This window comes from Embleya sp. NBC_00896, from assembly GCF_045207785.1.
Classification (GTDB): Bacteria; Actinomycetota; Actinomycetes; order Streptomycetales; family Streptomycetaceae; genus Embleya.
On the sequence record NZ_CP108777.1, the window covers coordinates 1,448,002 to 1,472,504 of the forward strand.

The 24,503-nt window shown below is 71.7% G+C and carries 20 protein-coding genes and 3 pseudogenes; 14 read left to right on the forward strand and 9 right to left on the reverse strand.

Translation table 11 applies throughout. The annotated features are described in order from the left end of the window. The first annotated feature begins 496 nt into the window (after positions 1–496). Positions 497–811, forward strand: coding sequence for a hypothetical protein (locus OG928_RS39795; RefSeq protein ID WP_331766879.1), 315 nt, complete (start codon positions 497–499; stop codon positions 809–811). 20 nt (positions 812–831) lie between these two features. Here OG928_RS39795 and OG928_RS39800 read toward each other — a convergent pair. Then, positions 832–1,917: pseudogene (locus OG928_RS39800) on the reverse strand (hypothetical protein); the annotation flags it as partial. Positions 1,918–2,155: 238 nt separating this feature from the next. On the opposite strand from OG928_RS39800, the gene OG928_RS39805 reads away from it, so the two are divergent. Beyond that, entirely contained in the window at positions 2,156–3,427 is a 1,272-nt protein-coding gene (locus OG928_RS39805) for a sensor histidine kinase (RefSeq protein WP_331766880.1), read from the forward strand. After that, positions 3,424–4,092 (forward strand): response regulator transcription factor, encoded by a 669-nt coding sequence (locus OG928_RS39810; protein WP_331766881.1) that lies wholly within the window; start codon positions 3,424–3,426, stop codon positions 4,090–4,092. Before OG928_RS39805 ends, OG928_RS39810 begins: the two co-directional genes overlap by 4 nt. Positions 4,093–4,184: 92 nt before the next feature. Here OG928_RS39810 and OG928_RS39815 read toward each other — a convergent pair whose 3' ends face one another. Beyond that, positions 4,185–5,471, reverse strand: coding sequence for an amidohydrolase family protein (locus OG928_RS39815; RefSeq protein WP_331766882.1), 1,287 nt, complete (start codon positions 5,469–5,471; stop codon positions 4,185–4,187). A 128-nt stretch (positions 5,472–5,599) separates the two neighbouring features. Between OG928_RS39815 and OG928_RS39820 the strand changes: the two genes are divergently transcribed. The 3 genes from OG928_RS39820 (at position 5,600) to tpg (ending at position 9,147) form a co-directional block, all read left to right on the forward strand. Beyond that, positions 5,600–6,133: a MarR family transcriptional regulator gene (locus OG928_RS39820; protein ID WP_331766883.1), complete on the forward strand. Its 534-nt coding sequence runs from the start codon at positions 5,600–5,602 to the stop codon at positions 6,131–6,133. 210 nt (positions 6,134–6,343) lie between these two features. Continuing rightward, on the forward strand, positions 6,344–8,581 hold the full coding sequence (tap, locus tag OG928_RS39825; protein WP_331766884.1) for a telomere-associated protein Tap: 2,238 nt from the start codon (positions 6,344–6,346) through the stop codon (positions 8,579–8,581). Positions 8,582–8,589: 8 nt separating this feature from the next. Beyond that, positions 8,590–9,147, forward strand: a complete 558-nt coding sequence (gene tpg / locus OG928_RS39830; RefSeq protein WP_331766885.1) for a telomere-protecting terminal protein Tpg — start codon at positions 8,590–8,592, stop codon at positions 9,145–9,147. A gap of 406 nt (positions 9,148–9,553) precedes the next feature. Here the strand turns inward: tpg and OG928_RS39835 are convergent, their stop codons facing one another. Continuing rightward, positions 9,554–10,654, reverse strand: a complete 1,101-nt coding sequence (locus OG928_RS39835; RefSeq protein WP_331766886.1) for a hypothetical protein — start codon at positions 10,652–10,654, stop codon at positions 9,554–9,556. Between the two features lie 274 nt (positions 10,655–10,928). Here OG928_RS39835 and OG928_RS39840 point away from each other — a divergent pair, with 274 nt between their 5' ends. From OG928_RS39840 to OG928_RS39875, 8 genes and pseudogenes are all read left to right on the forward strand, one after another. After that, positions 10,929–11,453, forward strand: a complete 525-nt coding sequence (locus OG928_RS39840) for a hypothetical protein (protein ID WP_331766887.1) — start codon at positions 10,929–10,931, stop codon at positions 11,451–11,453. A gap of 139 nt (positions 11,454–11,592) precedes the next feature. Then, entirely contained in the window at positions 11,593–12,234 is a 642-nt protein-coding gene (locus OG928_RS39845) for an RNA polymerase sigma factor (protein WP_331766888.1), read from the forward strand. Then, on the forward strand, positions 12,231–13,106 hold the full coding sequence (locus OG928_RS39850; RefSeq protein WP_331766889.1) for a hypothetical protein: 876 nt from the start codon (positions 12,231–12,233) through the stop codon (positions 13,104–13,106). The genes OG928_RS39845 and OG928_RS39850 overlap by 4 nt, the downstream gene beginning before the upstream one ends. 392 nt (positions 13,107–13,498) lie before the next feature. Beyond that, positions 13,499–14,020, forward strand: a complete 522-nt coding sequence (locus OG928_RS39855) for a methylated-DNA--[protein]-cysteine S-methyltransferase (RefSeq protein ID WP_331768278.1) — start codon at positions 13,499–13,501, stop codon at positions 14,018–14,020. Positions 14,021–14,142: 122 nt separating this feature from the next. Beyond that, positions 14,143–14,322, forward strand: coding sequence for a hypothetical protein (locus OG928_RS39860; RefSeq protein ID WP_331766890.1), 180 nt, complete (start codon positions 14,143–14,145; stop codon positions 14,320–14,322). A 153-nt stretch (positions 14,323–14,475) separates the two neighbouring features. Further along, a complete protein-coding gene (locus OG928_RS39865) occupies positions 14,476–17,532 on the forward strand; it encodes a tectonin domain-containing protein (RefSeq protein WP_331766891.1) in 3,057 nt (1,018 codons plus the stop codon). A 50-nt stretch (positions 17,533–17,582) separates the two neighbouring features. Beyond that, positions 17,583–18,246: pseudogene (locus OG928_RS39870) on the forward strand (IS5 family transposase); the annotation flags it as partial. 17 nt (positions 18,247–18,263) lie between these two features. Further along, positions 18,264–19,004 (forward strand): peptidase E, encoded by a 741-nt coding sequence (locus tag OG928_RS39875; protein ID WP_331766892.1) that lies wholly within the window; start codon positions 18,264–18,266, stop codon positions 19,002–19,004. Between the two features lie 165 nt (positions 19,005–19,169). Here OG928_RS39875 and OG928_RS39880 read toward each other — a convergent pair whose 3' ends face one another. From OG928_RS39880 to OG928_RS39905, 6 genes and pseudogenes are all read right to left on the reverse strand, one after another. Next, entirely contained in the window at positions 19,170–19,886 is a 717-nt protein-coding gene (locus OG928_RS39880; RefSeq protein WP_331766893.1) for a hypothetical protein, read from the reverse strand. Between the two features lie 225 nt (positions 19,887–20,111). Then, a complete protein-coding gene (locus tag OG928_RS39885; RefSeq protein WP_331766894.1) occupies positions 20,112–21,074 on the reverse strand; it encodes an ADP-ribosylglycohydrolase family protein in 963 nt (320 codons plus the stop codon). 63 nt (positions 21,075–21,137) lie between these two features. Then, positions 21,138–21,896, reverse strand: a complete 759-nt coding sequence (locus OG928_RS39890) for a siderophore-interacting protein (RefSeq protein ID WP_331766895.1) — start codon at positions 21,894–21,896, stop codon at positions 21,138–21,140. Positions 21,897–21,994: 98 nt separating this feature from the next. Continuing rightward, a complete protein-coding gene (locus OG928_RS39895; protein ID WP_331766896.1) occupies positions 21,995–22,171 on the reverse strand; it encodes a hypothetical protein in 177 nt (58 codons plus the stop codon). Between the two features lie 158 nt (positions 22,172–22,329). Further along, a pseudogene (locus tag OG928_RS39900) lies at positions 22,330–23,492 on the reverse strand (acyl-CoA dehydrogenase family protein). Between the two features lie 251 nt (positions 23,493–23,743). Next, positions 23,744–24,388, reverse strand: coding sequence for an NAD(P)H-binding protein (locus OG928_RS39905; protein ID WP_331766897.1), 645 nt, complete (start codon positions 24,386–24,388; stop codon positions 23,744–23,746). Between the last annotated feature and the right edge of the window lie 115 nt (positions 24,389–24,503).

Sequence of the window (24,503 nt, forward strand, 5' to 3'; positions counted from 1 at the left end):
CCTGGGTACCGGTCCTTGCCGCAAGAGCCGCCCACCTCATCCGAATGTGCCCCGATATGATGCCCTCCTCGGGACGGACCCGCGCGGGGCGGATCTCCTCGGCCGGAGCACACTTGGTGATCACTCGATGGTCGGCTTCGGATGAGGAGGATGGGTGGCACTGTCCTCGACGCCGGAAGCCGCTGCCTGGGTCGCCGCGTTGGACGAGCTCTCGCATCTCGAGGTCGTTCGTGTGGCGCCTCGGGGTTCGGCAGATTCATCGGCACGATCATCGACACCATCGACACGACCGCCGAGCGGGCCGGGGTCTCGGCGGCCCTATGCGCTCGATATCCCGGGGGCGTACCTGTTCGCCATCCCCGACGTTCCCGACAACCAGGGCTGGGCGCGGGTCGCTGCCGAGACGATGCGTCGGCACAATCGTGAGCCGGCCGCTCCGAGCCACAGGGATCCGCGCGGGTGGGCGAATCGCGGGTCCGAGTGGGTCGAGTTCACCGTGACCGATGGCCCGGCCCTCCTGCCCTACCTCGACGAGGTGGGTTGGCGGGCCGCGGAGGAATGCCTCAGGACGCGGCCCTGGGATGTCACCGCCCGAACCGACGTACCGGCCGTCGACGCCGCGCAGACCCTGCTCGGCCGCTTCGGCCGCCGCGCGCGGTACTACGCCAATGACAGTCCGACCCCCTTGGCGGCCCGCGACCACAGCTTCGTGCAGTGCTCGAACAACCTGGTCACGGTGACCTGCGACATCGGACTCGTCGTGGTCTCCGACGACGAGGTCGGCGTCTTCTGGTCGGCCGCGGACGACTGAGACGTGGTCGGGCAGGCGTGCTACCGGGGCACCAGTTCCGCCATCACGGCCAGGGGCAGCGCCGGATTGGCGGCTGCGGCCTCCACCACCTGTTGGTCGTCGTCGGAGAGCAGTTCGACGACGACCCGCGACGGCAGGGCCGGGTGACCGGCGGCCACAGGCCGGGATTTGGGGTCCGCCAGGCAGCAAAGCAGCGCCGGGGCGGTCGCGTTGGGGTGCCGGGCGATGGCGCGCAAGGCCCTTCGGACCGGAGGTTCGTGCCGGGCCAGGTCGACCAACAGCTCCGGCGACGCGTCCGGGTTGGCCGCCACCCGGGCGAGGACCCGGACGCCGTGCCGGTCGGCCATCGCACGCAGCCGGTCTTCGGACAGGCCCGGATGGGGAGTGACGGACTTGACCACCTTGGCGTCGGGGTCGTCGGCCGGCGCGTCTCGGACTTCGGCCGGCAGATCCCGTCGTTCCGCCAGGAGCATCCGTACCACCGGGCTCGGCGACTCGGCCGGCTGCCGGACCTCCGCCGGCGAGGCGGCGGCGATGCGCGGCAGCAGGGTCGAGCCGATCCTGGTGGCGCCGGCCACGTAGGCGAGCACGTCGAGCGGTATGCCCGGGTTGTGCGCGAGCCGGCGCTGCACGTCGTGGCCGCGGTCGGTGGCCAGGGTGCGGATGAGGGCGTCGTCGATCGCGGGATTCTCGGCGAGGTCGGCGCGAACCCAGGGGATGGGGTCGTTGGCGAGCCGCCGGTACACGTCCGCCGTCAGGTCGAGACGGGCGGCGAGTTCGCGGCGCAGCAGCATCGAGGGGGCGTGGACGAAGCCGAGAGCGGCCTCGGTCGGCGTGGCCGGGTTCCGCAGCGCCATCTGCCGCATGTCGTGCACGGTGGATTTGTGGGAGCCGTCGCAGGCGGCGCCCGGCCGCAGCGTACAGTCGGGCCGCGGGCAATGCACGAACGGCGTCTCCTCGTGGTCGCAGACCACGCACCTCAGCGCCGGCGGCAGCCCCTCGCCGGTGAGCAGCGCCGCCAACACCGCCGCCGGCGTCGCCGTGTTGGCCGCCACCGCGCGGCGCACCTCGGCATGCGGATGCCCCGCGAGTCGGGTGGCCGTGTCCGCCACATGCTCCACGCCCACATCCCCTTGAGCCCAAGACCACGACGCCCATCGGTCGGGCCGTTGGCCGCGCACCATACCCGTAGTACTTGAGAGCTACGTGCGGGGTGGGCTCTGGGGCGGGATGTCCGCCGTCGTATGTGCGGCATAGTTTCGGTGTCGTGAGTGTGAGTACGTATGACGGCCGGCACGGAAGGACCAACCCCCATGGCCTCTCGCCGTGCGTAAAGTGGATCTTGTGACCAAGGGGGGCGGGGGCCGGTTCGGGGCCACGCTGAGAGCGGCGCCGCGGACCCTTCGCGACGACTTGTGGCGGCCGACGTACGACCCGCTGCCGCGGGGTTTGCTGGACTGGGTCCCGACGATCACGGTGACGCTGGTGCTGATCGCCACGTTCACCGGAGTGGCCACGGTGAACCGGCTCGCCTTCGCCTTCGGCCTGGGCACCTCGACCGCGTTGCTGCTCGGTGGGATTCAGGCGGTGGCGCTCGTCGTCGCACTGTTCCGACCGGTGCCGGCCTGGTGGGCGACCACGATCGTGACGGTCGTCGTCGCGGCGCTCGCGGGGTCCCGGATCGGCCACGAGGAGTGGTTCCCCTGGACCGCCGCGGGGATCGGCGAGCAGGCCGGCGTGCTGTTCCTGCTGGCGTGGCGGGTACGCCCCCGGATCGCGGTCGAGGCGCTCGCGATCAGCCTGTGGGTGGGTCTTGCCTGCACCCTGTTCGATTCCTCGGGGGACCTCGCCGCCCTCGGCCGGGCCGGCCTGACCATGGGTACCGCGGTGGTGGTCGGTGCTTCGCTGCGTGGCCGCCGGGTGGCCCGCACGGAACTGGTCGAACAGACGGAGCTCACCGCCGAGGAGCGGGCCCGGCGCACCCTCCTCGAGGAGCGCAACCGGATCGCCCGCGAGCTGCACGACGTGGTCGCCCATCACATGTCGGTGATCTCCATCCAGGCACAGGTCGCCCCCCACTTGGTCGCGAACCCGTCCCGGGAGCTGAAGGAGAACCTCGCGGGCATCCGCGAGAACGCGGTCGAGGCGCTCACCGAGTTGCGCCGGGTGCTGGGCGTGCTGCGCTCCGAGGACGCGCTGACGGAGGGGGCGCGGCATGCCCCGCAGCCCACCCTCGACCGGCTGGACGAACTGGTCGCCAACGTGCGCGGGGCCGGGCTCACGGTGGCCACCGAGATCACCGGTGAGCGTCGCCCGCTGCCGCCGGGCGTCGAGCTGTCGGCGTTTCGCATCGTGCAGGAGGCGCTCAGCAACGCGATACGGCACGCGCCCGGCGCGGCGGTGCGGGTGGAGGTCGGGTACCACTCGACCGGCGTCACCGTCCGGATCACCAACACCGCGCCGGACGGGCCGGTCCCACCCTCGCGGGGCGCCGGGCACGGGCTGCTCGGGATGCGTGAGCGTACTGCCATGCTGGGCGGCGAGTTCGTCGACGGGCCGATCCCCGCGGGCGGTTACGAAGTACTGGCGACGCTGCCCCTGGGGGACGATGCATGACCATTCGCGTGCTGATCGCGGACGACCAGATGATGGTCCGTCAGGGCTTCACGGTGCTGCTCAACGCCGAGCCCGGGATCGAGGTCGTCGGCCAGGCCGTGAACGGTCTCGACGCCGTCGCCAAGGTGGCCGAACTCGCCCCCGACGTGGTCCTGATGGACATCCGGATGCCCGAACTCGGCGGCATCGAGGCGACCCGCCGCGTCACCGAGCCCGCCGGGTCCGCGGTCAAGGTCCTCGTGCTCACCACGTTCGACCTCGACGAGTACGTGTACGAGGCGCTGCGCGCGGGCGCGTCCGGCTTCTTGTTGAAGGACGCCTCGGCCGCCGAACTCGCCGAGGCGGTACGGGTGGTGGCGGCCGGCGATGCCCTGCTCGCCCCGAACATCACCAAGCGCCTGATCGCCGAGTTCTCCCGGATCGCCGCAGCCCCGCGGGCCCCGCTCAAGGCCCGCGTCGGCGACCTGACGGAACGCGAGACCGAGGTCCTGTCCCTGATCGCGCAGGGCCTGTCGAACGCGGAGATCGCCGCGCGCCTGGTGGTGGCGGAACAGACCGTGAAGACGCATGTGGGCCGGATCCTGATCAAGCTGGGCCTGCGTGACCGGACCCAGGCCGCGGTCTTCGCGTACGAGACGGGCGTGGTGCGGCCGGCCGGCTACTGAGCCGTTCGCGCGCATCCGCTCCCGGTACCGGCGAGCCGAGCCGGCGCCGGGCCGGGCACCCCGGTCGGGGTGCCCGGCCCGGGCGGGCCGAATCACGCGGACGCGGCCAGGTGTGCGACGGAGCGGCGGGCGTCGGCGAGGGCGGCGGGCAGGTCGGGGTGGGTGAGGAGGCCGGCGCGCTTGACGATGCGGCCGGCGACCAGGACGGTGTCGACGTTGCCGGGGTGCGCCGAGGCGACCACCGCGCCCGCGATGTCGTGCGTGGCGCCGACCATGTTGACCGCGTCCGTGCGGAGCAGGACCAGGTCGGCCCGCTTGCCCACCGCGAGTGAGCCGATCCGGTCGGACAGGCCCAGCGCCGCGGCGCCGCCGATCGTGGCCATCCGCAACACATCGGCGGCGAACAGCCGTGGCCCGTCCGCGAGTTGGCTCGTGAGCAGGGCGGCGCGCATGAGCGAGAACATGTCGCCGGGAGCGGTGGTGACCACGTCGACGCCCAGGCCGGTGACCACGCCCGTCGCGCGGGCGCGATTGATCATCGGCGCACCGTGGCCCATCTGGGCCTCGATCGCGGGCGCGATGGAGAGCGTGCCGCCGGAGTCGGCGATCATCGCGAGTTCGTCGTCGGGCAGCGAGTTGCCGTGGACGTACAGGGTTCGCGGGTTCAGCAGACCGCGTTCGCGCAACGCCTCGATGGGCCGTTGGGCGACCGGCCCGCTGCCGACGTGGATGGCGAGCGGGATGTCCAGTTCGGCGGCGAGGCGCCAGTCCTGCTCGACGATGTCGATCGGCGCGTACGAGGGTCCGCTCGGCGCCAGGGCGAGGGTCACCGGGTCGTCGTCGCCGGCGAACAGCCGCGCGCGCAGGTCGCGGACGAGCTTGGGGTCGCGGGCGTCGGGGTCGAACGGCGGGTAGCCGAACCCGAACACCGCCCGGATGCCCGCCGCGCGCAGTGCGCCGACCGCCGCCTCGCCGTGCTCGGCGCGATGCTGGACGTGCGAGAAGTCCTGCACCGTGGTGATGCCGGCGTCCAGGCATTCCAGCGCGCCGAGGAGGTTGCCGGCGTACACGTCTTCGGGGCGCATCGCTGGGGAGAGCCGGCCAAGGATGTGGTTGAGGTAGTCGCCGAGGTCGCTGTCGACGGCCGTCGCGCGCAGGACCGCCTGCCACACGTGCCGGTGGGTGTCGACGAAGCCCGGGAGCACGATCTGGTCGCGGGCGTCCAACACCTCGGCGCCGTCGGCCGACAGGTCGGAGCCGACGGCGAGGATCTCGCCTTGCTCGATCAGGACGTCGGTGTTCGGGCGGACGGTGACCTGCGGGTCGGTGTCGACGACGGTGCCGCCGCGCAGGAGCAGGCGGGCGGGGGTGGGGGACATGGGTGCCTCCGGGTTGGAGCGGGATGTCGAACGGGATGTCGAATGGGATGTCGAGCGGGATCTCTGCCCAACAAGCTCACAAGAAAGCTTTTCTGAAAGCTATCAGGTGTGTGGAATACCCTGTCAAGATGACCGCACCACAGGACCGCGCGACGGCCTTGATCAACGCGTGGCAGGCGGAACTGCCCGACGTGTTGGACGCGACGACGGAACTGAGCAAGCGGATCATGCTGCTCGCGGCCGACCTCGACGAGGCCACGCGGCGCGAGCTTCCCGAATTCGGGCTCACACCGGCCCAGTTCGGCGTCCTGGTCGCGCTGCGGCGTGCCGGTGCGCCGTACCGCCTCAAGCCCACCGAACTGAGCCGCGCCCTGCTGCTGTCCTCCGGCGGCACCAGCAACGTCACCAATCACCTGGTCGCCCAGGGCCTCGCCGAACGCCTTCCGGATCAGGGCGACGGGCGCGGCACGCTGATCAGCTTGACCGCGCGCGGCGTACAGGTGGCCGAGGACGCGGTCCGCGCCAACGCCGCAGCGCACGCGGCCGTCTGGCAGGGTGCGCCTCCCGAGGTGATCGAGGCGGCGACGCGGGCACTGCGCGACATCGCGACGGCGATCGAAGCCCCACGCCCGGCGGCGAGCCGGGGCCGACGCGCGGGCTGAACGCGCACGCCACCGGGGCGATACCGAGGATTCAACGAGGGGAGGGCCCGGCTGATCCGGCCGGGCCCTCTCGTGTTGCTCGCCCCGGGCGCGCGGTCGCCCGGACCGGAGGGGACCACCCGGATGGGCTTCGGCGTGTCGGGCGGGCGTGTGGCGAATGTGTGAGGTGGTTTGTGCTATAGGTGTCTGATTCATGTGAGGAGATGGTTCGTGTCCGACCTGTTCGATGCCGTCGACGCGCTGTTGGCGCAGGCAGCCGCCGAGGATGACCTGCCGCCGCCCGCCGAGCGGGAGCGGTTGCGGAAGGTCGCGCGGCTCACCCAGAAACAGGTCGCGGACGCGCTGGAGGTCGCGCGCGAGACGGTCGTCGCCTGGGAGAAGGGGCGCAGCGAGCCGCGGTCGCCGCAGCGGCAGGCGTACGCGCGGCTGCTCGACGGGTTGGCGGCTCGGTATCCGACGCTCGGTGGAGCGGGTGCGGGCGCGAACGGGGACGCGAGTGCGGATCCGGACACGGACGCGAGTTCGCACACGGACACGGACGCGAGTGCGGATGCGAATCCGGACGCGGACGCTGAGTCCGGGGCGGCGACGCGGTTCGTCGCTGCCGCGGCGTCCGAGTCGGGCCTTGCTCCCGACCCCGACCCCGAGCCCGACCCCGAGCCCACGGAGCCCGACTCGGTCGCGGAGTCCACCCCCGCCCCCACCCCCACCCCTGAACCGGCACCGGTGGCACCACCCACCGCCGAGCCGGCAGTGAAGCCCACCCCCACCCCTGCCCCCGTCGCGGTCCCCGCCGCCCGCTTCCCCGGTGGCCCGCTTGCCGTCCTCGACGCCGACGGCGCCACCCTCGTGGCCCACCTCACCGGCGGTCGCACCCTCCCCTGTCGCGCGAAGTCCCTTGCCGCCGTGGTTGCTTGGGCCCTGGAGGCGGGCCTCGGCGCGGAGCGCCTGCACCGTGCCGGCCGGGACGCCGACCCGCTGGTGGTACTCACGGCGGCTGCCGCCGCGCGGCTCGGGCTGCCCGACGAGCTGGAGGACCGGCGCAATCTGCGGCTGCCCGAGGACCACAAGCTGGTCAAGCAGGTCACCAAGGACGGTTGGAAACTGACCCGCCGCGGATTCGGGCCCTGGACCAAGGTCTACAAACCGGTCGAGGTGGGCCGCCGCCAGTGCGTGCAGTTCGCGATCCTTCCCTGGGGTGCGCTCGACAGCCGCTCCTGGGGCGACGCCGAGTCGCTCCCGGCGGCGCGACTCGCGGACGTACTCGGCGGATACGCCGAGCGGGTGCTCACTCCGCGCGGGTCCACGGCGGTCGCGGGCCTCGCGCTGATGACCGAACTCCGGCCGCCGACCCAGGCGGTCAAGGACACGGCCACGGGTACGTGGCGCTCGGGCCCGGTACCCGGGTCGCTGACCGACGCGGTCGACCCGGCGCCGCCGGAGGCCCCCGACGAGCATCCGGTCGCGCAGACCCGGGACGGCGCGGACGTCCTGGTCGAGGAGGCGTACGACTGGTATCGGGAGATTCACCTGGTCGGGAACGACGAGGGCAACCTGGAGCACGCCGTCGGCCTGGACGTGAACGCCGCGTTCCTCGCCGCCGCGAGCCGGCTGCCGGTGGGCCTCGGCCCCCCGGTGTACGTCGAGGCGCCGACGTTCGACAAGCGGCTGCCCGGTTGCTGGTACGTGGACCTGTCCGGCATCGCCGTCGACCCCCGCCTGCCGAGCCCGTTCACCCCGAACGGCCTGGCCCCCACCGGACCGGGCTGGTACGCCACGCCCACCGTCGCGTACGCGGTCGAACTCGGCGCCGCCGTCGACCCGTTCGAGGCGTGGATCCGGCCGGAGTACGGCTCGTACCTGGACCCGTGGTACGGCAGGCTGCGCGAGGCGTACCTCGCCACGATGGCCGATCTCGGCGTGACCGCGGATCTGGACGAGGCCGGGTTCCTGGCGGCGATGGCGCGGCACAAGCAGGTCGACCCGGGCCGGGCCGTCGTGCTGTCCGCGATCAAGGCGACCGTCAAGGGCGGCATCGGCAAACTGCGCGAACGCCCGCAGGGGGCCCGCTACAAGGTCGGCGATCGCTGGCCCGCGTTGGAGCGGCCGACGTGGCGCCCGGACATCCGGGCCGCGGTGATCGCCAACGCGCGGATCGGGATGCACCGCAAGATGCGCAAGCTCGCGGCGGTCGCCGACCTGTACCCGCTCGCGGTCCTGTCCGACTGCGTCGTGTACCCCTCGGCCGGGCCTTCGCCGCTGGACGTGCTCCCGCGCGGCGCCGACGGCAAGCCGGTACCGGGCGCGTTCCGGCTCGGGGTCAGCCCCGGGATGGTCAAGCACGAGGGTACCCGGTCGCTGGAATGGGCGCTGGGGCTGCTGGTCGAAGGCCACAACCCGGCCCGCCACATCAAGGACGGCGTCGACGCCGTCGCCGAAGGCGAATAGGAGCCCCGGTGGGCAAGATCGGCGACGGCCTGGACGCGGCCGCGCAGCACGTGCTGACCCGCAAGCCGCCGCGGTCCACGCAGGCGCGCGTCCGCTTCCTGGTCGGCCGGGCCGGCGGGCGCACGCGCACGGTCGCCGAGTGGCTCGGCGTCAGCCAGCGGTCCGTCGAGCGCTACCTCAAGGGCGACCGCAAGCATCCGCCGCCGGCCATCGCGGCCCGGATCGAGGCCGAGATCCGCCGCCTGTGGCAGCCCAAGGTCCGCCGCCGGGCCGAACAACGCGCCGCGTCCGTGGGCGGCGTCACGATCGAGGCCCGCGCCCGGTTCGGCTTCTCGTCCGCGGCCGGCTCCACCGACGACCCCCGGATGCGCCGGATCACCCAGCACCTGGCCCCGGTGTACGCCCAACGACTCTTCGACGCCCGCCACACGGGCGCGGGCGAACGCGACCTGGAACGCATCGTGGCCGCCGGCCTCCAGGAGGCGTACTTCAAGGACAACGGCCACCGAGCGGAAGACCTGGTCGTCGAATTCACCGGCATCGACTACGTCGAATTCGACTACTGACCGAGCCGCCTCGATTGAGGCGATCGCTGCCGCCGAAGCGCGCCTTGGTGTCACACCTTCCGATGAGCTCAAGGTGCTATACCGGGTGACACGGGTGTACTACGGCGACCACTCCGCTTTCGAGGAGGCGGACCGCGCCGGCGAGGCGGTCGGCTGCGAGCTGTCCGGCCCCGCGGCCTGACCGCGGTGCCGCACAAGGCGAGGTTGCCCTGCGAGAGCTGAGCGCTGTAGTTGGCCGGACGGGCCGACTACAGCGCTCAGTCACAGCGCAATGTGACTGAGCGCTCCAGTTGGCCAGTGGGCTGCGCGCGGTGCTCGGCCGACCGGCCTGGCGCCGCGCTGGGAGCGGATCGGCGGCTGGATGTTCATCGCCTCGGGGTTGGGGTGGCCGCCACCGAGTAACGCCCTAGGACCGCGTCGCCCTCCCGCACCCGTCCCCAGAGGACTCGCCACGCCCGACCGGCGCGCTGCGGTCGTACGGGTCGACCTCCGGGCCGGCCTCGTCCGCCCGGCGGTCCGTGCCGAAGGGCGGGGTGAAGTAGCCCGTGGGGGCGCCGCAGCCGCCGTTGGTCATGTCGTATTTGTACGAGACGATCGAGAACGTGCCCGGCTCGGTGATCACCTTGTCAGGGTCGTCCCAGCTCAGGACCAGCTCGCGCCGGACGATCGTGCGCACGATCTCGTCGTCGCCGCCCGCGTCCGCGCGGGTGACCGGGTAGACGAAGGTGACGTCGGCGGTCACCTGGAGCGCGCCGCGCTCGCCCTCCCGGTAGGTGAGCAGGCCCCGGGTCTTCACGACGTCGCCGACCAGGTGGATGCGGGAGGGCTGGAAGCGGCTGAAGAGGAGGAGGGGGTCGTTCTTCTCGCTCGGGGTTCCGAACGCGGTTTTCAGAAGGTCTTGGACGTCCTTCTGGTGCGGGTTGATCAGTGCGATCGCCTTCTCGGGGCGCTCGCCCCGCAGCACCCCGCGGTCCAGGCCGGACGCGACGAGGAAGTCCCGGCTGAGGGTGAGGGCCCGTTCGACCTCGGCCGCGCTCATCCAGCCGACCGCCCCGGCCTTCGGCACGGTGATCCCCGCCGCTCCGTTCGCCCAGGTCGCCGCCGGCGAGCCGCGGAACGGCTCGTCCATGGTGGGGCGTTGGGCCGCCTTCGCCGGGGGTGCCTGGGTCGGGCGGGCGGTCTCGGCCGCCGGCGGCGGGGAGTCAGGGTCGTCGCCGGCGAACAGATCCACCATCCGCCCCGGCGCGAGCGCCACCACCAGCAGCACCAGCGAGGCCAGCAGCCCGACCAGGTACCAGCCCGTGCGCCGCTTGGGCTGCGCGGGCGTGTAGCTGCGCCAGCCCTCCTGGCCACGGCCGGGCTCCGCGCGCAGCCGCCTCGCCACGTCGCGGGCACGCGCCGACGGTTCCTTGGGCGCGTCGGCGGCACCCGCCACCGACTCGCGCAGAAACCGCTCCCACTCCTCGTCGGACCTGGATGAGCCGTCCGGCTCCGTACCCGCGCCCATCCCCAACTCCCTGGCAATCAGTAGACCGCGGCCCACTCCCCTGGGACGCGTCCGCATAATGACACAGAGCGCTGACGGCGAGGCCGACCGGGCGGACGGTGTGGGCGCGCCGCCCTTACTCAACTGGCCAACCGAAGCGCTCAGTCGCACGAAAGGCCGGCCGTAGTCCTCCGGATATCGCAGGGCATTCGGGCGCCGACCCCAGCGATCCGACTCGCCGACTCAGGCACTCGTCCGCCGACTCGAGCGCTCCGTCACGATGAAGGTGATCTCCATGCGATCCGCACATGCGCTCACCCACTGGGACAGCCTCTTCGTCAACTTCCGTGACTTCGATTTCCCGGACGGGCGGGGCCACGGGTACCGGTGGGTCGACATCAAGCGCTTTCGTCTGCCCACCGACGTCTCGGACGATCGCGATCTGTTGGCCGCCCTGATCGCGCATCCGGACTTCCGGGACACCTACGACGGAGCCGGCGTGTGGCTCGAACCACGCCACGGCCCGTGGTGGTCGGATCGCATCACGCCCGACACCTACGAGGCCGTCGACGAGGCCATCGCGATCGGCACAATCCACACGTGGGCCACGAACGGAATCGATCCTCCCGCCGCCCTGGAAGCACGGCTGCAAGAGGTGGTCTACACGCCGATTCGCCAGGCGACCAGCCGGTACGCGCTGAGCGCACTCCCCGACGACGCGCACCACGACTACGGCCCCATCCACATCGAGTTCCACGAACTCGTCCTCGTCGATCGCGCTCGGGGCACCCTTGCCCTCCTGGTCGCGGCCGACGACTGAGGCCACCGCTCCTCGACGCTTCCACCTGTCCAACTACGGTGCTCCAGCGGCCACTTGAATCCCTGCGTCGGAGTGACCTGCGTCACGACGCGGGAGCGCGTGGCGGGCCTTCGGACAGTTCAAGGGTGTGGAAACAAGCATGAGAGCGCGGATAAGAGCCGGAGACCCGCACGCCTTCGAGGAGTTGTTCAACGAACACTCAAGGTCCGTCTACAACCACGCCTTTCGGTTGATCGGCGACTGGGTGGCGGCCGAAGACGTCGTGGCGCTGACCTTCCTGGAGGCATGGCGGCTACGTGACAAGGTCGTCGAGGACGGTGGGTCGCTGCGGCCGTGGCTGCTCGGTGTGGCCACCAACGTCACCCGCAACAGCCGCCGTACCGCACGCCGGCACCAGGCGGTGCTCGACCGGATGCCGCGCGAGCAGGTCGTCCCCGACTTCGCCGACGTACTCGTCGGACAGATCGACGACACCCGGACCATCGCGCAGGTCCGCGTGCTGCTCGGGAAACTGCGCCGACACGAACGTGAGGTCATCGCACTGTGCGTGTGGGCCGGGCTCGACTCGGCGGCGGCGGCCGAAGCGCTCGGGGTGCCGGTCGGGACGGTGCGGTCCCGGCTGTCCCGGGCCCGCGCCAAGCTCCGACGGCTCGCGGAACGCGCAGAGGCGCCGAGCCCTGGGCCACCCGCACCCGCACCTGCCGACCGCACCGGCGACGCCCGGTATCGCAAAACCACCCGAGAGCACGTCGCCCTGCGTACCAGGAAGGAAGCCCGATGAGCCTCCAGAGAACCGAAAGCGACGACACGGTGACCGCGGACCTCGCCGAACTGCTGCCGGTACCCGCCGAACGCGACGTTCCGCTCGGCCGGGCCGTGCTGATGCGGTCCACCCTGACCCGAGCCTTCCAGGAGGCGGCCGCCGACAACGGCGGCAAGTTGCCCACCCCCCGCCACCGGAAGCCGGTCTGGCGGATCGGCGTGCCGATCGCGGTGTTCGCGGCGGTCGGTGCCACGGCGGCGGCGATGTTCATCGACGACTCGCCGGCCCGCGTGTCTCATCCGGCGCAGACGTCCTGCTCGTACGAGTACACGAAGACCCCAAAGTTCTTGTACGGCGTCTTCGTCGGACCGGCACAGACCCCGGAAGAAGCGTGTCTCGGGGTCTGGGGTGCGATGACCGAGACGGCCCGCACCTACCTGCCGGCAGGCAGCCCCGAGCGGACCGCCCCGCACACCGCGCCGCCGCCGCTGGTGGCCTGTGCGGCGAAGAGCGAGGCGCACGACCTGTGGGTCATGCCGAAGCCGGACGGGCGCACACCGAAGGATGCCTGCACCGCGCTGGGCATGACCCTTCCCGACAACGAAGCGCGTTACGGCGGCGCCACCGTCGAGCAGGTCCGGCGGCTGGGCGGGCTGCTCAACGGCCCCGGGCTGGGGAGTACCCGATGCATGACCATCGGCGACGCCCGGGCCCGGGCCGAACGCGCGCTGGCCGAGGTCGGTGTGACGAACTGGCCCGTCAAAGCAGGCCTCGAACCGAATGAGGACCCGAACCTGGCCTTCCCCGTGGTCGTTCCGGAGGAGACCACGATCTACCTGCGCAATGGCGGCATGACCCAACATTGCGCGGAGAACCCCACCGGCCGCTGAGCGACCGGGCTCGAAAGGCCCACCGCGATCCGTCGCGATGAGGTCGAAAGCGACGGCGACCCCCGGCGGGCAGGACCCGCTGGGGGTCGAGGCCGGTCGGGGGTGCCTGCCAGTCAGGTGCCTTGCGTCTCCCTCGACGGCACGGCGACGAGTGCCTCGATTAGCCCTCCATGGGTGATGTCGCATTCCCGCCGGCCCGATCCGCGACGACGGACCACTCTTGGGGCATGCACAACGACGTGGAGCGGCGCGTTCGGGCCGTGCGGTCCAGCGACGTCCGCTTCGATGGCTGGTTACCTGAACCCTGAACCCCGAACCCCGAACCCCGAACCCCGAACCCCGAACCCGCCGCTCGGCCGGCCCGCCTCGACGAAGGACACGTGACAATTCCGATGCAACACAAGACGCACACCGTGATCGGCAGCCCCGTCGGCCCGCTCACCCTCGTGGCGACCGACGGAATCGTCAGCGGTCTGTACATGCATGAGCACCTGCACATGCCGCCGCGCGAGACCTTCGGCCGCCGCGACGAGGGAGCGTTCGACGATGCCGTGACGCAGTTGGAGGCGTATTTCGCGGGGGAGCGCACCGATTTCACGGTGCTCGTGGCGATGGCCGGGACGCCGTTCCAGCGCCGGGTGTGGGACGCGCTGCGGGAGATTCCGTACGGGGAGACGATCACGTACGGACAGCTCGCCGACCGGATCGGGCGGCCCACGGCGGCACGGGCCGTGGGACTTGCGAACGGCAAGAATCCGATCAGCATCATCGTCCCGTGCCATCGGGTCGTGGGGGCCGACGGCGCGCTCACCGGCTACGCGGGCGGCCTGGCCACGAAGCGGCATCTGCTGGCCTTGGAGGCGGGCGTCGACTCCCGTCGTACGAACGGGGATCGCGGCTCGGCGAGTTACTGATCGTTTCAGAAAGTGATTCGGAGCTTCTGAAGGTAGGTGCTGTCGGCCCCGACCGAGCGGGAGTTGGTGGCCGCGCGGGTCTCCGTTCCGGACGACAAGGCGTTGTGACGTGCGACCACTCCGTGACCCCGTTCGTCCTGGAGGGCACCAGGCCGCGCGTCGTCCGGCCGCGCCGCGTGCAGGCCCTGCGGTTCGAGGTCAGCGGGCATGTGGTCGTCTCGGCGAAGGTCCGACACCAGGGCACGCAGGCGAACAACTTCCTGCGGCGGGCGTTGCGGGAGGGTCGCCGGGCGGGGTACTGATTCCGGCCAAGTTCAGACAAAGCGTGCCGCTGCCGTGACCGGGCTGTGTAGCTTCGAGCGATCCGGAAGGCGTTGTTTGCCCATGGGCCAGGCGCTCCCATTCCTGGCGTACGTGTCGGCTCTTCCTCGTTTTCTTCGCAGACGGGAATCCTGATGACCACCCCGAGCACCGGAACACCCGCCACCACGCCGGCGACGACCCCGGCGAGTACGTCGCCCACGTTCGAAGTGGACAAGGCGATGCTCGACGGCGCGACGCCGAAGGACCTGCTTCCGACCACCGGCAACTACCCCGTGGAGATCGTCCGTTACCGGTCGGTGGTGCTCACCGACATCCCCGGGGCGAAGCCGGCGCGCAAGCTGACCGGCGCCATCGACCTCGGCGAGGAGAACCTGCCGTTCTACGACCGCCCGGCCGAGGGCATGATCGTCACGACGGAGCAGAGCTGGTCGGCCCAGGGCGTCACGCTCGGCCGGCTGCTGCACAGCCTCGCGCTCGCGCCCGGCGAGAGCACCAAGGTCGCGGTCGTCGACTGGCAGCGCACCACCAAGGCCACCGGCACCGAGACGGCCGCCGAGGCCGAGACGCTGGCCGCCACCACCGACCAGAACCGGTCGATCAGCGAGGTCGCGAACGCGATCGCCCGCGAGGAGCAGTACGGCACGTCCCAGGCGTCCCACGCGAGCAAGTCCTCCAGCTCCGGCGGCAGTATCGGCGTCGCGTTCTTCGGTATGGGGGCCGGCGGCAACTGGGGCGAGTCGTCGAACTCGGGCTTCGCGACCGCGGTGTCGCGCTCGACCGGCGTGAAGTCGGTCGCGGCCGAGGCGACCCAGCGCATCAGCGCGCGGACCCAGCAACTGGCGACCGCGGCCCGCAGCCGGAACATGACGGTCGTGCGCGAGACGACGCAGTTGGAGAAGGAGCAGGTCCTCACCCGGGTCGTCACCAACTACAACCACATGCACGCGATGTCGGTGCAGTACTACGAGGTCGTTCAGGTCTACACCGTGACGACCAGGCCGACCAGGCTGGAACGCTGCCTGTTCATCCCGCTGCAGGAACTCAACTTCAACTACACCAGCCTGCAACGGTACAAGGAGGTGCTCGCGTCGGTCGCGCCGGCCGACTGGGCGACCAAGATCCGGGCCGCGAACCCCTTCGACACCGCGGTACGCAAGCTCGACGCGTGCACGGCACCTGAAGCCCCGTCGACCCCCCAGGTCTTCGACGGGGTGGATCTGGTCGACATCGCCGCTTCGGCCATGGGCGTGTACGGGGTGCGCAAGTACGACGGCAGCCCGGTCCGGTTCGATCCGGTGGGCCGGCAGTGGAACCCGCTGCCCACCACCGGACTGGACGGCGACCTGGCCCGCATCGCACCGGGCAAGGACACCGTGTGGGCACTCAGGACCGACAACAGGCTCATGCAGTTCGACGGGACGACCTGGCGACGTGACCCGCAGGACGGGCGGGGCAAGGCCCTCGCATGCGGCCCGGACGGCGCGGTCTACGTCGTCGGCACGGACAACTCGATCTGGCAGCGCGCCCTGAACGGCACATGGCAGAGCCTGAACGTCCCTGCCGACGACGTCGCCGTCGTCGGCAGGGACAAGGTCTGGTACTGCCGGGAGGGCCGGACCTTCGAACGCAGCGGCACCGGCTGGCAGGAGCGGACCCCGGCACCGAACGTCAAGCGCCTGTCCGCCGGCCCGGACGGCGTGCTCTGGGGCGTCACCGCCGACGGCAAGGCCCTCGTGGTGGAGGCCGGCGCGACGACCTGGACCCCTCCCAAGTACTTCTCCGGAGTCCCCGGGATCGTGGATGTCGTCTCCTCCATCAGTGGGGACTACTGGGCGCTCGTGAACCCCGGCCACGTCCTCCGGCTGCTCACCGCGGGGCGGGAGGCGCCGATACCCTTCGACGTCCCCTCGAAGGCCGACTCCCCCTACGCGTCCAGGATCGACGTCTGGCACGACGAGTTCGGGATCCGCAGCATCCAGGTGGTCTTCCCGGGCCACACCTTCCGCTGCGGCGACACCGGCGGCTCCGGTATACAGCAGCGCGCGTCCCACACCTTCGCGGGCGCAGACAAGCTGCTCTCCGTCGACGCCTGGTCCGGCACGGCCGCCCGCGGCAGCCTCGCCGGGCTGCGCCTGACGATGACCTCGGGCGTGGTCGACTTCGGGATCGCCGCGACCACCACCGTCGCGCCGGACCTGACCGAGGACGCCGGCGGCGCGGCCATCTGCGGGCTGTTCGGCTCCACGGTGAAGTCCGGCACCCGCACCTACCTCGCGTCGCTCGGTTTCCACGTGCGCGGCGGGAACGTGCCGCAGGCGGTCCTGGACCACCTGAACGACAACCGCCGCCACTACAGCCAGGCCGTGTGGGCCAACGCCGACGAGTTGACGCTCAGCCGCATCCTCGCCAACTACTCGTACACCCCGGCGGGTTCGAACGCCGCGCCGGTCCTGCTCGGCACGCTGCTGGATCCGAAGCCGATCGCCGCCACCGGCAACTATCTCGGTTTCCGGTGGAACTTCGGCAGCGAGCAGGAACGAGAGGATTGGACCAAGGCCCGCCGGCCGGGCGACAACACGTTCGGGACGCCGGTGACCAACACGATCGCCATCGCCACCAAGGGCGTCTTCGCCGAGGCCGTACTCGGCCGGGCCAACGCGGCCGAGAAGATCGACCTCACCCGCTTCTGGAACTGGAAGGACTCGCCCATCCAGATCACCCCGTCCGACATCGCGCCGATATCCACCGGCACGCGAGCGAAGGACCCCGACACCACGGCGGCCGGCATGGGCGCATCCCAGGCGAAGTTCACGCCGCTCGCGGCGATGCCCGACCCGACCGCCCTGCAAGCGGCGCAGGCCATCGCCACCGCGAACCTCTTCCGCGACATGAGCGGCCTCAACACCATGAGCCAGGTACTCACCAAGGGCATCGAAGCCGCCGCCGGCAACGACAAGGCCGCCGGCGAACGCGCCCAGGAAGCCATGAAGACCGCCACCGAACACCTGCAGAAGATGGCCCAGATCGCAGTCGACGCCGCCGGCAAGGCCGCACCCCTCGTGACCGGAGGCGCCGCCGGCGCCGGCAACCTCAGCGCCCTCGGCGGCATGCTGAACCAAGGCGACAAGGCCGGTTCGGACGCCAAGTCCCCGGCATCGTCCAACGGCGGGGCCGCAGCGAAAGCATGAGTTGAGCTGCGAGTCCTGCGCTCGGCGATCTCGGTAGGCAGGGTGTCCGGGTGCGTGCCGACCTCGTTACGGACGACCTGTGGGAGTGGGTGGCTCCGCTGCTGCCACCCACTCCCGCGCGACGCCACCGCCATCCCGGGCGACCTCGCGTTCCGGACAGGACGGCCCTCGCCGCCATCATGCACGTGCTGCGGACCGGAGCTGCCCGGCGCAACGTCCCCGCCGAGACCGTGGGCTGCTCCGGAATCACGGCCTGGCGCCGGCTGCGGGACTGGACCGAAGCCGGAGTCCGGCCGCGCCTACACGCAACCCTGCCGACCGAACTGCGCCGCGCGGGCTCACTGGACCTGGACGACTGCGCCGTGGACGGCTCGCATGTTTGGGCCCTCAAAGGGGAGACCATGTCGGCCCCTCGCCGGTCGACCGGGCCGCCCCGGCTCCAAGCACCACCTGATCGTCGACCGCCATGGCACCCCGCTCGCCGTCACGCTCACCGGCGGTAACCGCCACGACGTCACCCGGCTTCTCCCGTTGTTGAACGCCGTCCCGCCGATCCGGGGCCTGCACGGACGCCCCCGCCGCAAGCCCCGGCGCCTGTACGCCGACCGCGGCTACGACTTCGACAAGTACCGCCGTCTTCTGTGGAGGCGCGGCATCAAACCACTGATCGCCCGGCGCGGCGGCGGTGGCGGCGGCGAACGTTCACGGCCACGGCACTAGGGTCGCGGGTCATGACCGCCTCTGAACCAACCATCCTTGCCACCTCGGGTGGCCACCGCGTGGGAGATCGCACGATGGTGTCCTTCGACGCCCTCGTGCACCACGCCGTCGAGCTGTCCGGGGTACACGGACGCCGACCTCGGATCATGTACGTCGGTACGGCGATCGGCGACGCCGAGCACTTCACGGCGCGCATGTACGAGGCCGCTCGCGTCGCCGGGTTCGACCTGACGCCGCTGCATCTCTTTCCGATGCCGAACATCGAAGACGTGGAGGGCGCCGTCCTGGCGCAGGACGTCGTGTGGGTCATGGGCGGTTCGGTGGCAAATCTGCTGGCGGTGTGGCGTGTTCACGGGCTGGACGCGGTCTTCCGCCGGGCCTGGGCGGCCGGTGTCGTGCTCAGTGGTGTCAGCGCGGGGTCGATCTGTTGGTTCCGAGGCGGCACCACCGACTCGTTCGGGCGCGAACTGAGGCCGGTGACCGACGCGCTCGGCTTCCTGCCGTACGGCAACGGCGTCCACTACGACACCGACCGGAACCGGCGCCCGCTGGTACAACGGCTGGTCGCGGACGGGACGCTGCCCACCACGCACTGCACCGACGACGGCGTGGGCCTCGTCTACCGCGGAACCGAACTCGCCGAAGCCGTCACGGAAGCGACCGGCAAGGGCGCCTATGTCGTCGCCCGGGACGGCGACTCGGCCGTCGAGGAGCGCCTGGAACCACGGCGGCTGACCGCGCCGCGGCGCTGAGGAGTTCCACGGCGGGGTTCGGCACCGGGCATTCACCACTCCGTCGGTATGTCGGTGCGGTGTCGGAACGTGTGGGGCGGAGGTGCCGGTGCACCACGTGCCGATGGGGTCCGGCCCGGAGTGGGGCCGGACCCCATCGGGGATCCGCGGACTCGGTCTACGGCCCTAGTTCACCGGGGCCGGCGCACCGGCACCGATCGCGGCCACCGTGGCGTTGACGACGCCCAGATCGCTCTTGGCCAGCGCGGTCACCAAGGCCGGGATGTCCGTGGTCGGGCCGGCGGGCTTGCCGGTCGGCGGCTTCGAGGGGTACGTGGTCGGGGCCGCTACGGACGGGCTCGCGGGCGGGCTCATCGGCGGGCTCGCGGGCGGGCTCATCGGCCGGCTCGCGGGCGGGCTCATCGGCGGGGTTGAGGGAGCCGCGCCGATGATCGCCTTCACCAGCGCATCGGCATCGGCGAGGAGGGTGGCCACCGCGTCCGGCAGCGACGGCGGGGCGGGGGGCGCTGGGTAGCGGGCATCCTGGACCGGGAGCGCGGCCGGCGGCGTGGTCGGGAACATGGCGAGCAGTTCCTTGGCTGCCGCCTGCAAGGCCGCCAGCCGCGCCTTGACCTTCGCGGCGTCGACCGGGCCCGTGGGCGGCTGCGCCGCCGCGAGCAGCTCGGAGACCGCCTTGGTCACCGCGCCGAGCGCGCCGAGCTGATCGATCTGCATGGTCGCGGTCGCGTCCGCGGGGAGCGGGGCGCGCAGGGCGGCGGCGGCCACGGGAAGCGAGCCTGCCGCAGTCCGCGAGGTGCCGTTTTCGCTGGTCGCCACCGCCGCTCCGGCGCCCACAACGAGCGAGGCACCGGTCAGAATGGCGACGATCCGGGTGTTACGCATGACAAAAGGGCCTTCCAGTGGGAAACGGGGTGTTCAACAACCGTCCCCCGAATTCTTACTCATAGCAACTGGAGAGTTACTCAATGTAGCCAAAGGTAGAGTTGGTGAATCGTGGGGCCGCCGAAACGACACCCCGGATGCGGCGAGCCGATCACCGGCCGAGTCGGGTGCCTTCCGGTGCCGGGTTCGTCGTCGCCGCGCCGGCCGACCGCCGGTGCGGCGGACTCACGTGTGGTGGCTCAACTCGCTTGCCAGGGACAGGAGTTCCGGCAGGCGCAGGACGTCGCCGGCCGAGCCCGGGAGGGGGACGTGCAGTGTGGAGGTCCAGCGCAACGGGATGGCTCCGAGGCCGTACAGGGCGCCTGCCAGCCCGCCGGTGACGGCCGCGACCGTGTCCGTGTCGCCGCCGAGGTCGACCGCCGCACGGAGCGCGGCCTCGTACGACGTCGTGGTGCGGACCGCCCAGACCGCCGAGCCCAGACACGGCCACACCGCGCCGTTGAACTCGGTGGCATCGTCGGGGTGCCAGGTCGGAGCGAGCACCGCGGCGTAGCGCTCGCGGTGGTCGGGATGCACCTCGGCCAGCGTGTCCGGCAGGGCCGCGAGCGGGTCGCCGCCGGCCAGTGCCACCCGAACCAGGTCGTGGAAGACGGCGGTGCCCTCCCACGCCGCCCGGTCGCCGTGGGTCAGCGCGGCGATTCGGCGCGCGGCGGCCATCGTCGCCGCGCGGCCTTCGGGCGCGAAGTAGACGGCGGAGGTCGTGGCCCGCATCAGCGAGCCGTTGCCGGCCGCGCGCGCGTTGACCTGGACGTGGACGCTCGCGGCGAGGTCCCACGGCATGCCGTTGGTGAGCACGTCCTCGGTCTGCAGGCCGATGTCCTTGGGCTCCGAACGGGCCCACAGCCGAAACCGCTCGAACATGTCCGGCAGGTCCAACTCGCCCCGCTCCAAGAGGGATCGGGCCACGTGCACGGCCATCTGGGTGTCGTCCGTGGCCTCGCCCGGATCCCACCCGCCGCCGCCGCACATCTCGGTGGCGTACGGGGCGTCGGCCCGGGAGGCCCCGGCCGGCGGTTCGGGGAACCGAGCCGAGAAGTCTCCCGCGAGGCCGAACTCGAAGGGGGCGCCCAGCGCGTCGCCCACCGCCGAGCCCACGACGGCGCCGGCGGCCCGCTGCGTAAGGTCCATCGGGGCAGCGTAGGGGAGCGGTCGGCAACGGCTCGACGATGGGCGCGAGTTCGTGACGCCGTGCTAATCCATGCCCTTCTTGCCCGGCGCCCAGAACGGCTTGGTCAGCACCGAGCGGCGCGGCCAACCGCGGTCGGTGACCAGGTGTTCGCGGATCGACTGGACCGTTCTGGCCTCGCCGGCCACGTACGCGATGCCAGGCTCGCTCGGCAGATCCAGGCCGCGCACGGCGTCGAGCAGCACCGTCGACGCCGCCGCGGACGCGTCGCCGCGCACCGGGAACGCGAGGTCGCCACTGCGGGCGAGCGGCAGCCGGTCCTCGGGCGTCGCGGTCTCCACGGCGCCGTGGACGGCCGCGTCGGCCGGCAGCGCCGCGAGCATCGCGCCGATCGCCACCGACGCCGTCTCCTCGCCGGCGAACACGTGGTACGGCGCGTCCGCACGGACCGTGAACGACCCCTCGGGCTTGCCGAATCGGACCTCCTGACCCACCGTCAGAGCCCGCCCCCAGCGCGCGCCGGGCCCGTCGCCGTGGTCCATGACGCACAGATCGAGATCACCCGCGGCCGGGTCGTAGCGCCACACCGAGTAGGTCCGCAGCAGATCGCCCGGGTGTGTCCACGTGCGCGGCGACAGCAGATCGCCCATGTGCACCCGGACCTGCTGCCCCGGGACGTGCGCGAGGCCCCGGACGGCATCGCCGCTGATCCGGACCCGGCGCATGCGCGGCGTGACCTGCTCCGTCTCGGCGACCTCGCCGACGACGAAGATCCGGTCGAGTAAGCGGCGGCCGACGCCGCCGGTTCGTTGGGTCGCGCTCATCGGACGAACTCCCTTGTGAGTCTGCTGAATGAAGTGCGGAACCAGCCCGGGCCCGAACGGCGCCGGGGAGTGCGCGGGCGGTGCGCGGCCGCGACGGGTCACCGCTTCCCGCGGCGATCCATGGCCTTGAGTTCACGGCGCGCGTTCTCCAGTACGGCGCGGACCTGCTCGACGACGGCCGGATCGCCGTGGGCGCGCACGATCGTGGCCACCGCCGCCTTCATCAGGCGCAGCGCGGGCGTGACGATCTCGGCCGCGTTGGGGTCGCGGAGCATGCCCCACTCGCCGCGGACGGCGGCGCGCGCCCAGAAAGGCCCGAGGAGGCCCGCGGAGGCCCGGCCCCGGCCGAATCGCCGTGCTGCCGGGTGACGGGTCCTCGCTTCCGCGTGGATGGGGGGTGTGGCGTGATCGGTCGCGCCGGGTTCGGCTCGACTCAGCCGATCCGGCCGGTGCCGCGGACGAGTTGCCTGGCCACCACCGTGCGCAGGATGTCGTTGGTGCCCTCGCCGATGCTCATCAGGACGGCGTCGCGGTAGAGGCGCTCGACGACGAACTCCCGGGAGTAGCCGTGGCCGCCGTGTACACGCATGGCTTCCAGCGAGTTCCTGATCGCCACCTCGGACGCGAACATCTTGGCCATCCCGGTCTCCAGGTCCACACGTTCGCCCGAATCGGCGCGCGCGGCGGCCCAGTACACGAGCAGGCGCGCGGCCTGTACCTCGGTGGCCATGTCGGCGAGCTTGAGTTGGATGGCCTGGAACTCGGCGATCGGCCGGCCGAACGCCTGCCGTTGCCGGCTGTACGCGAGTGCGGCGTCGTACGCGGCCTGGGCGATCCCGACCGAGCGCGCGGCGATGTTGATCCGGCCGGTCTCCAGGGCGGAGAGCGCCTGTTGCAGGCCGTGGCCCTCGGCGCCGCCGAGGAGGTTGCCGGCCGGGACCCGGACCTCGTCCAGGCGCAGTTCGCACGATTCGGTGCCGTTGTAGCCGAGCTTGGGCAGGTCCCGGACCACCTCGAAGCCGGGACGGTCGGTCTCGACCAGGAACACGCTCATGCCGCGGTGTCGGGGCTCGGCGGCGGGGTCGGTCTTGACCAGGACCGGCAACATCGCGGCGTGGCGCGCGTTGGTGATCAGGTCTTGGCGCCGGTGAGCACGTACGCGTCGCCGTCCCGGCGCGCGGTGGTGCGAATGCCCTGCAGGTCGGTGCCGGCGTCGGGTTCGGTGAGCGCGATCCCGGCGCGCCATTCGCCGGTGGCCATCCGGGGCAGGTAGTGGGCGCGTTGTTCGGGGGTGCCGTCGCGCGCGATCATCGTGCACGCGAGCGAGTGTGTGCCCAGGACTCCGGCGACGCCCATCCAGCCGCGCGAGATCTCCTCGAACACGAGCGCGTACGACACCTTGTCCAGGTCGAGCCCGCCGTACTCCTCGGGCACGGTGATCCCGAACAGGCCGAGTTCGCGCATGGTCGCGACGATCTCGGCGGGGTAGCGCCCGGAGTGCTCCCATTCGATCGCGACCGGGACGATCTCGCGGTCCACGAAGTCGCGCAGGGTCTCGCGAAAGAGCCTCTGGTCGTCGTCGAACGCGAAGTCCACGGTGCTGCTCCTCGGCCGCTCGGCAGGCACGGGCGCGCTCGCCCGCACGCCCGGGTCCTACCCGGCCCGGGCCGCACCCACCGGGGGCGATCACCGCGATCCCCCTAGCGTCTTCGACCGGCCTCGACGGCCTCGACCGGCCTACACCGGCCTCGGCCGCGCTCGGCCGCCTCGATGGTCAGCCCTGCGCAACGCGCCGCGCGGGGTGTCGGTGGGGGCTTCGAGGCGTGGGCGCGGGCCCCGGTCGGTGGTCAGTAGCCCGCGGTGAAGCGGGTGCGGTGGTGCTTGGGGTGTTCGGCCTCGTCGAGCAGGGCCACCGCGAGGTCTTCCATGGAGATCGCCGAGCTGCCGTCGACGTCGATCAGGAGGTCGTCGGTGCCGACCCGGAAGGCGCCGGTGCGGGTGCCGGGTTGCAGGTTGGCGGAGGGGCTCAGGTAGGTCCAGTTCACCTCGCCCCGCTCCGTGCGGAACGTGTCGAGCTGCTCGTTGCAAGCCAGCGCGATGCCGCGCCAGGCGGTGGGGACGAAGCGCTGGTCGTCGACGGCGAGCGTGCCGTCGCCGTCGGGCACGTTCAGGCTGCCCGCGCCGCCCACGACCAGCAGTCGGACGTCGCTGCCCGCGAGGCCGGCCAGCAGTGCCTTGGCCGTGGTGACCAGGTCGGTCTCGCTGCCGGGTGCCGGGCGGGTCGCGCTGATCACCAGATCGCGGCCGGCACTCAGTTCGGCCACGTCCTCGACGTTCGCGGCGTTGCCCACCCGCGGCTGCGCGTCGGGGTGCAACTCGGCGAAGCGGGCCCGATCGCGGACCACCGCGGTCACCTCGTGGCCGCGGGCGAGTGCTTCGGTGACGACTCGGCTGCCGACGTTCCCGGCTGCTCCGAACACGGTGATGCGCATGATGTCGCGCTCCTTTCGGGCCGGCCGGCCCAGGGTGGTTCGGATCGGCCCTGGTGGTCAATTTCTTAACGTTAAGAATCATATCTCATCGTTAAGATAATTGGGAAGCCCGGAG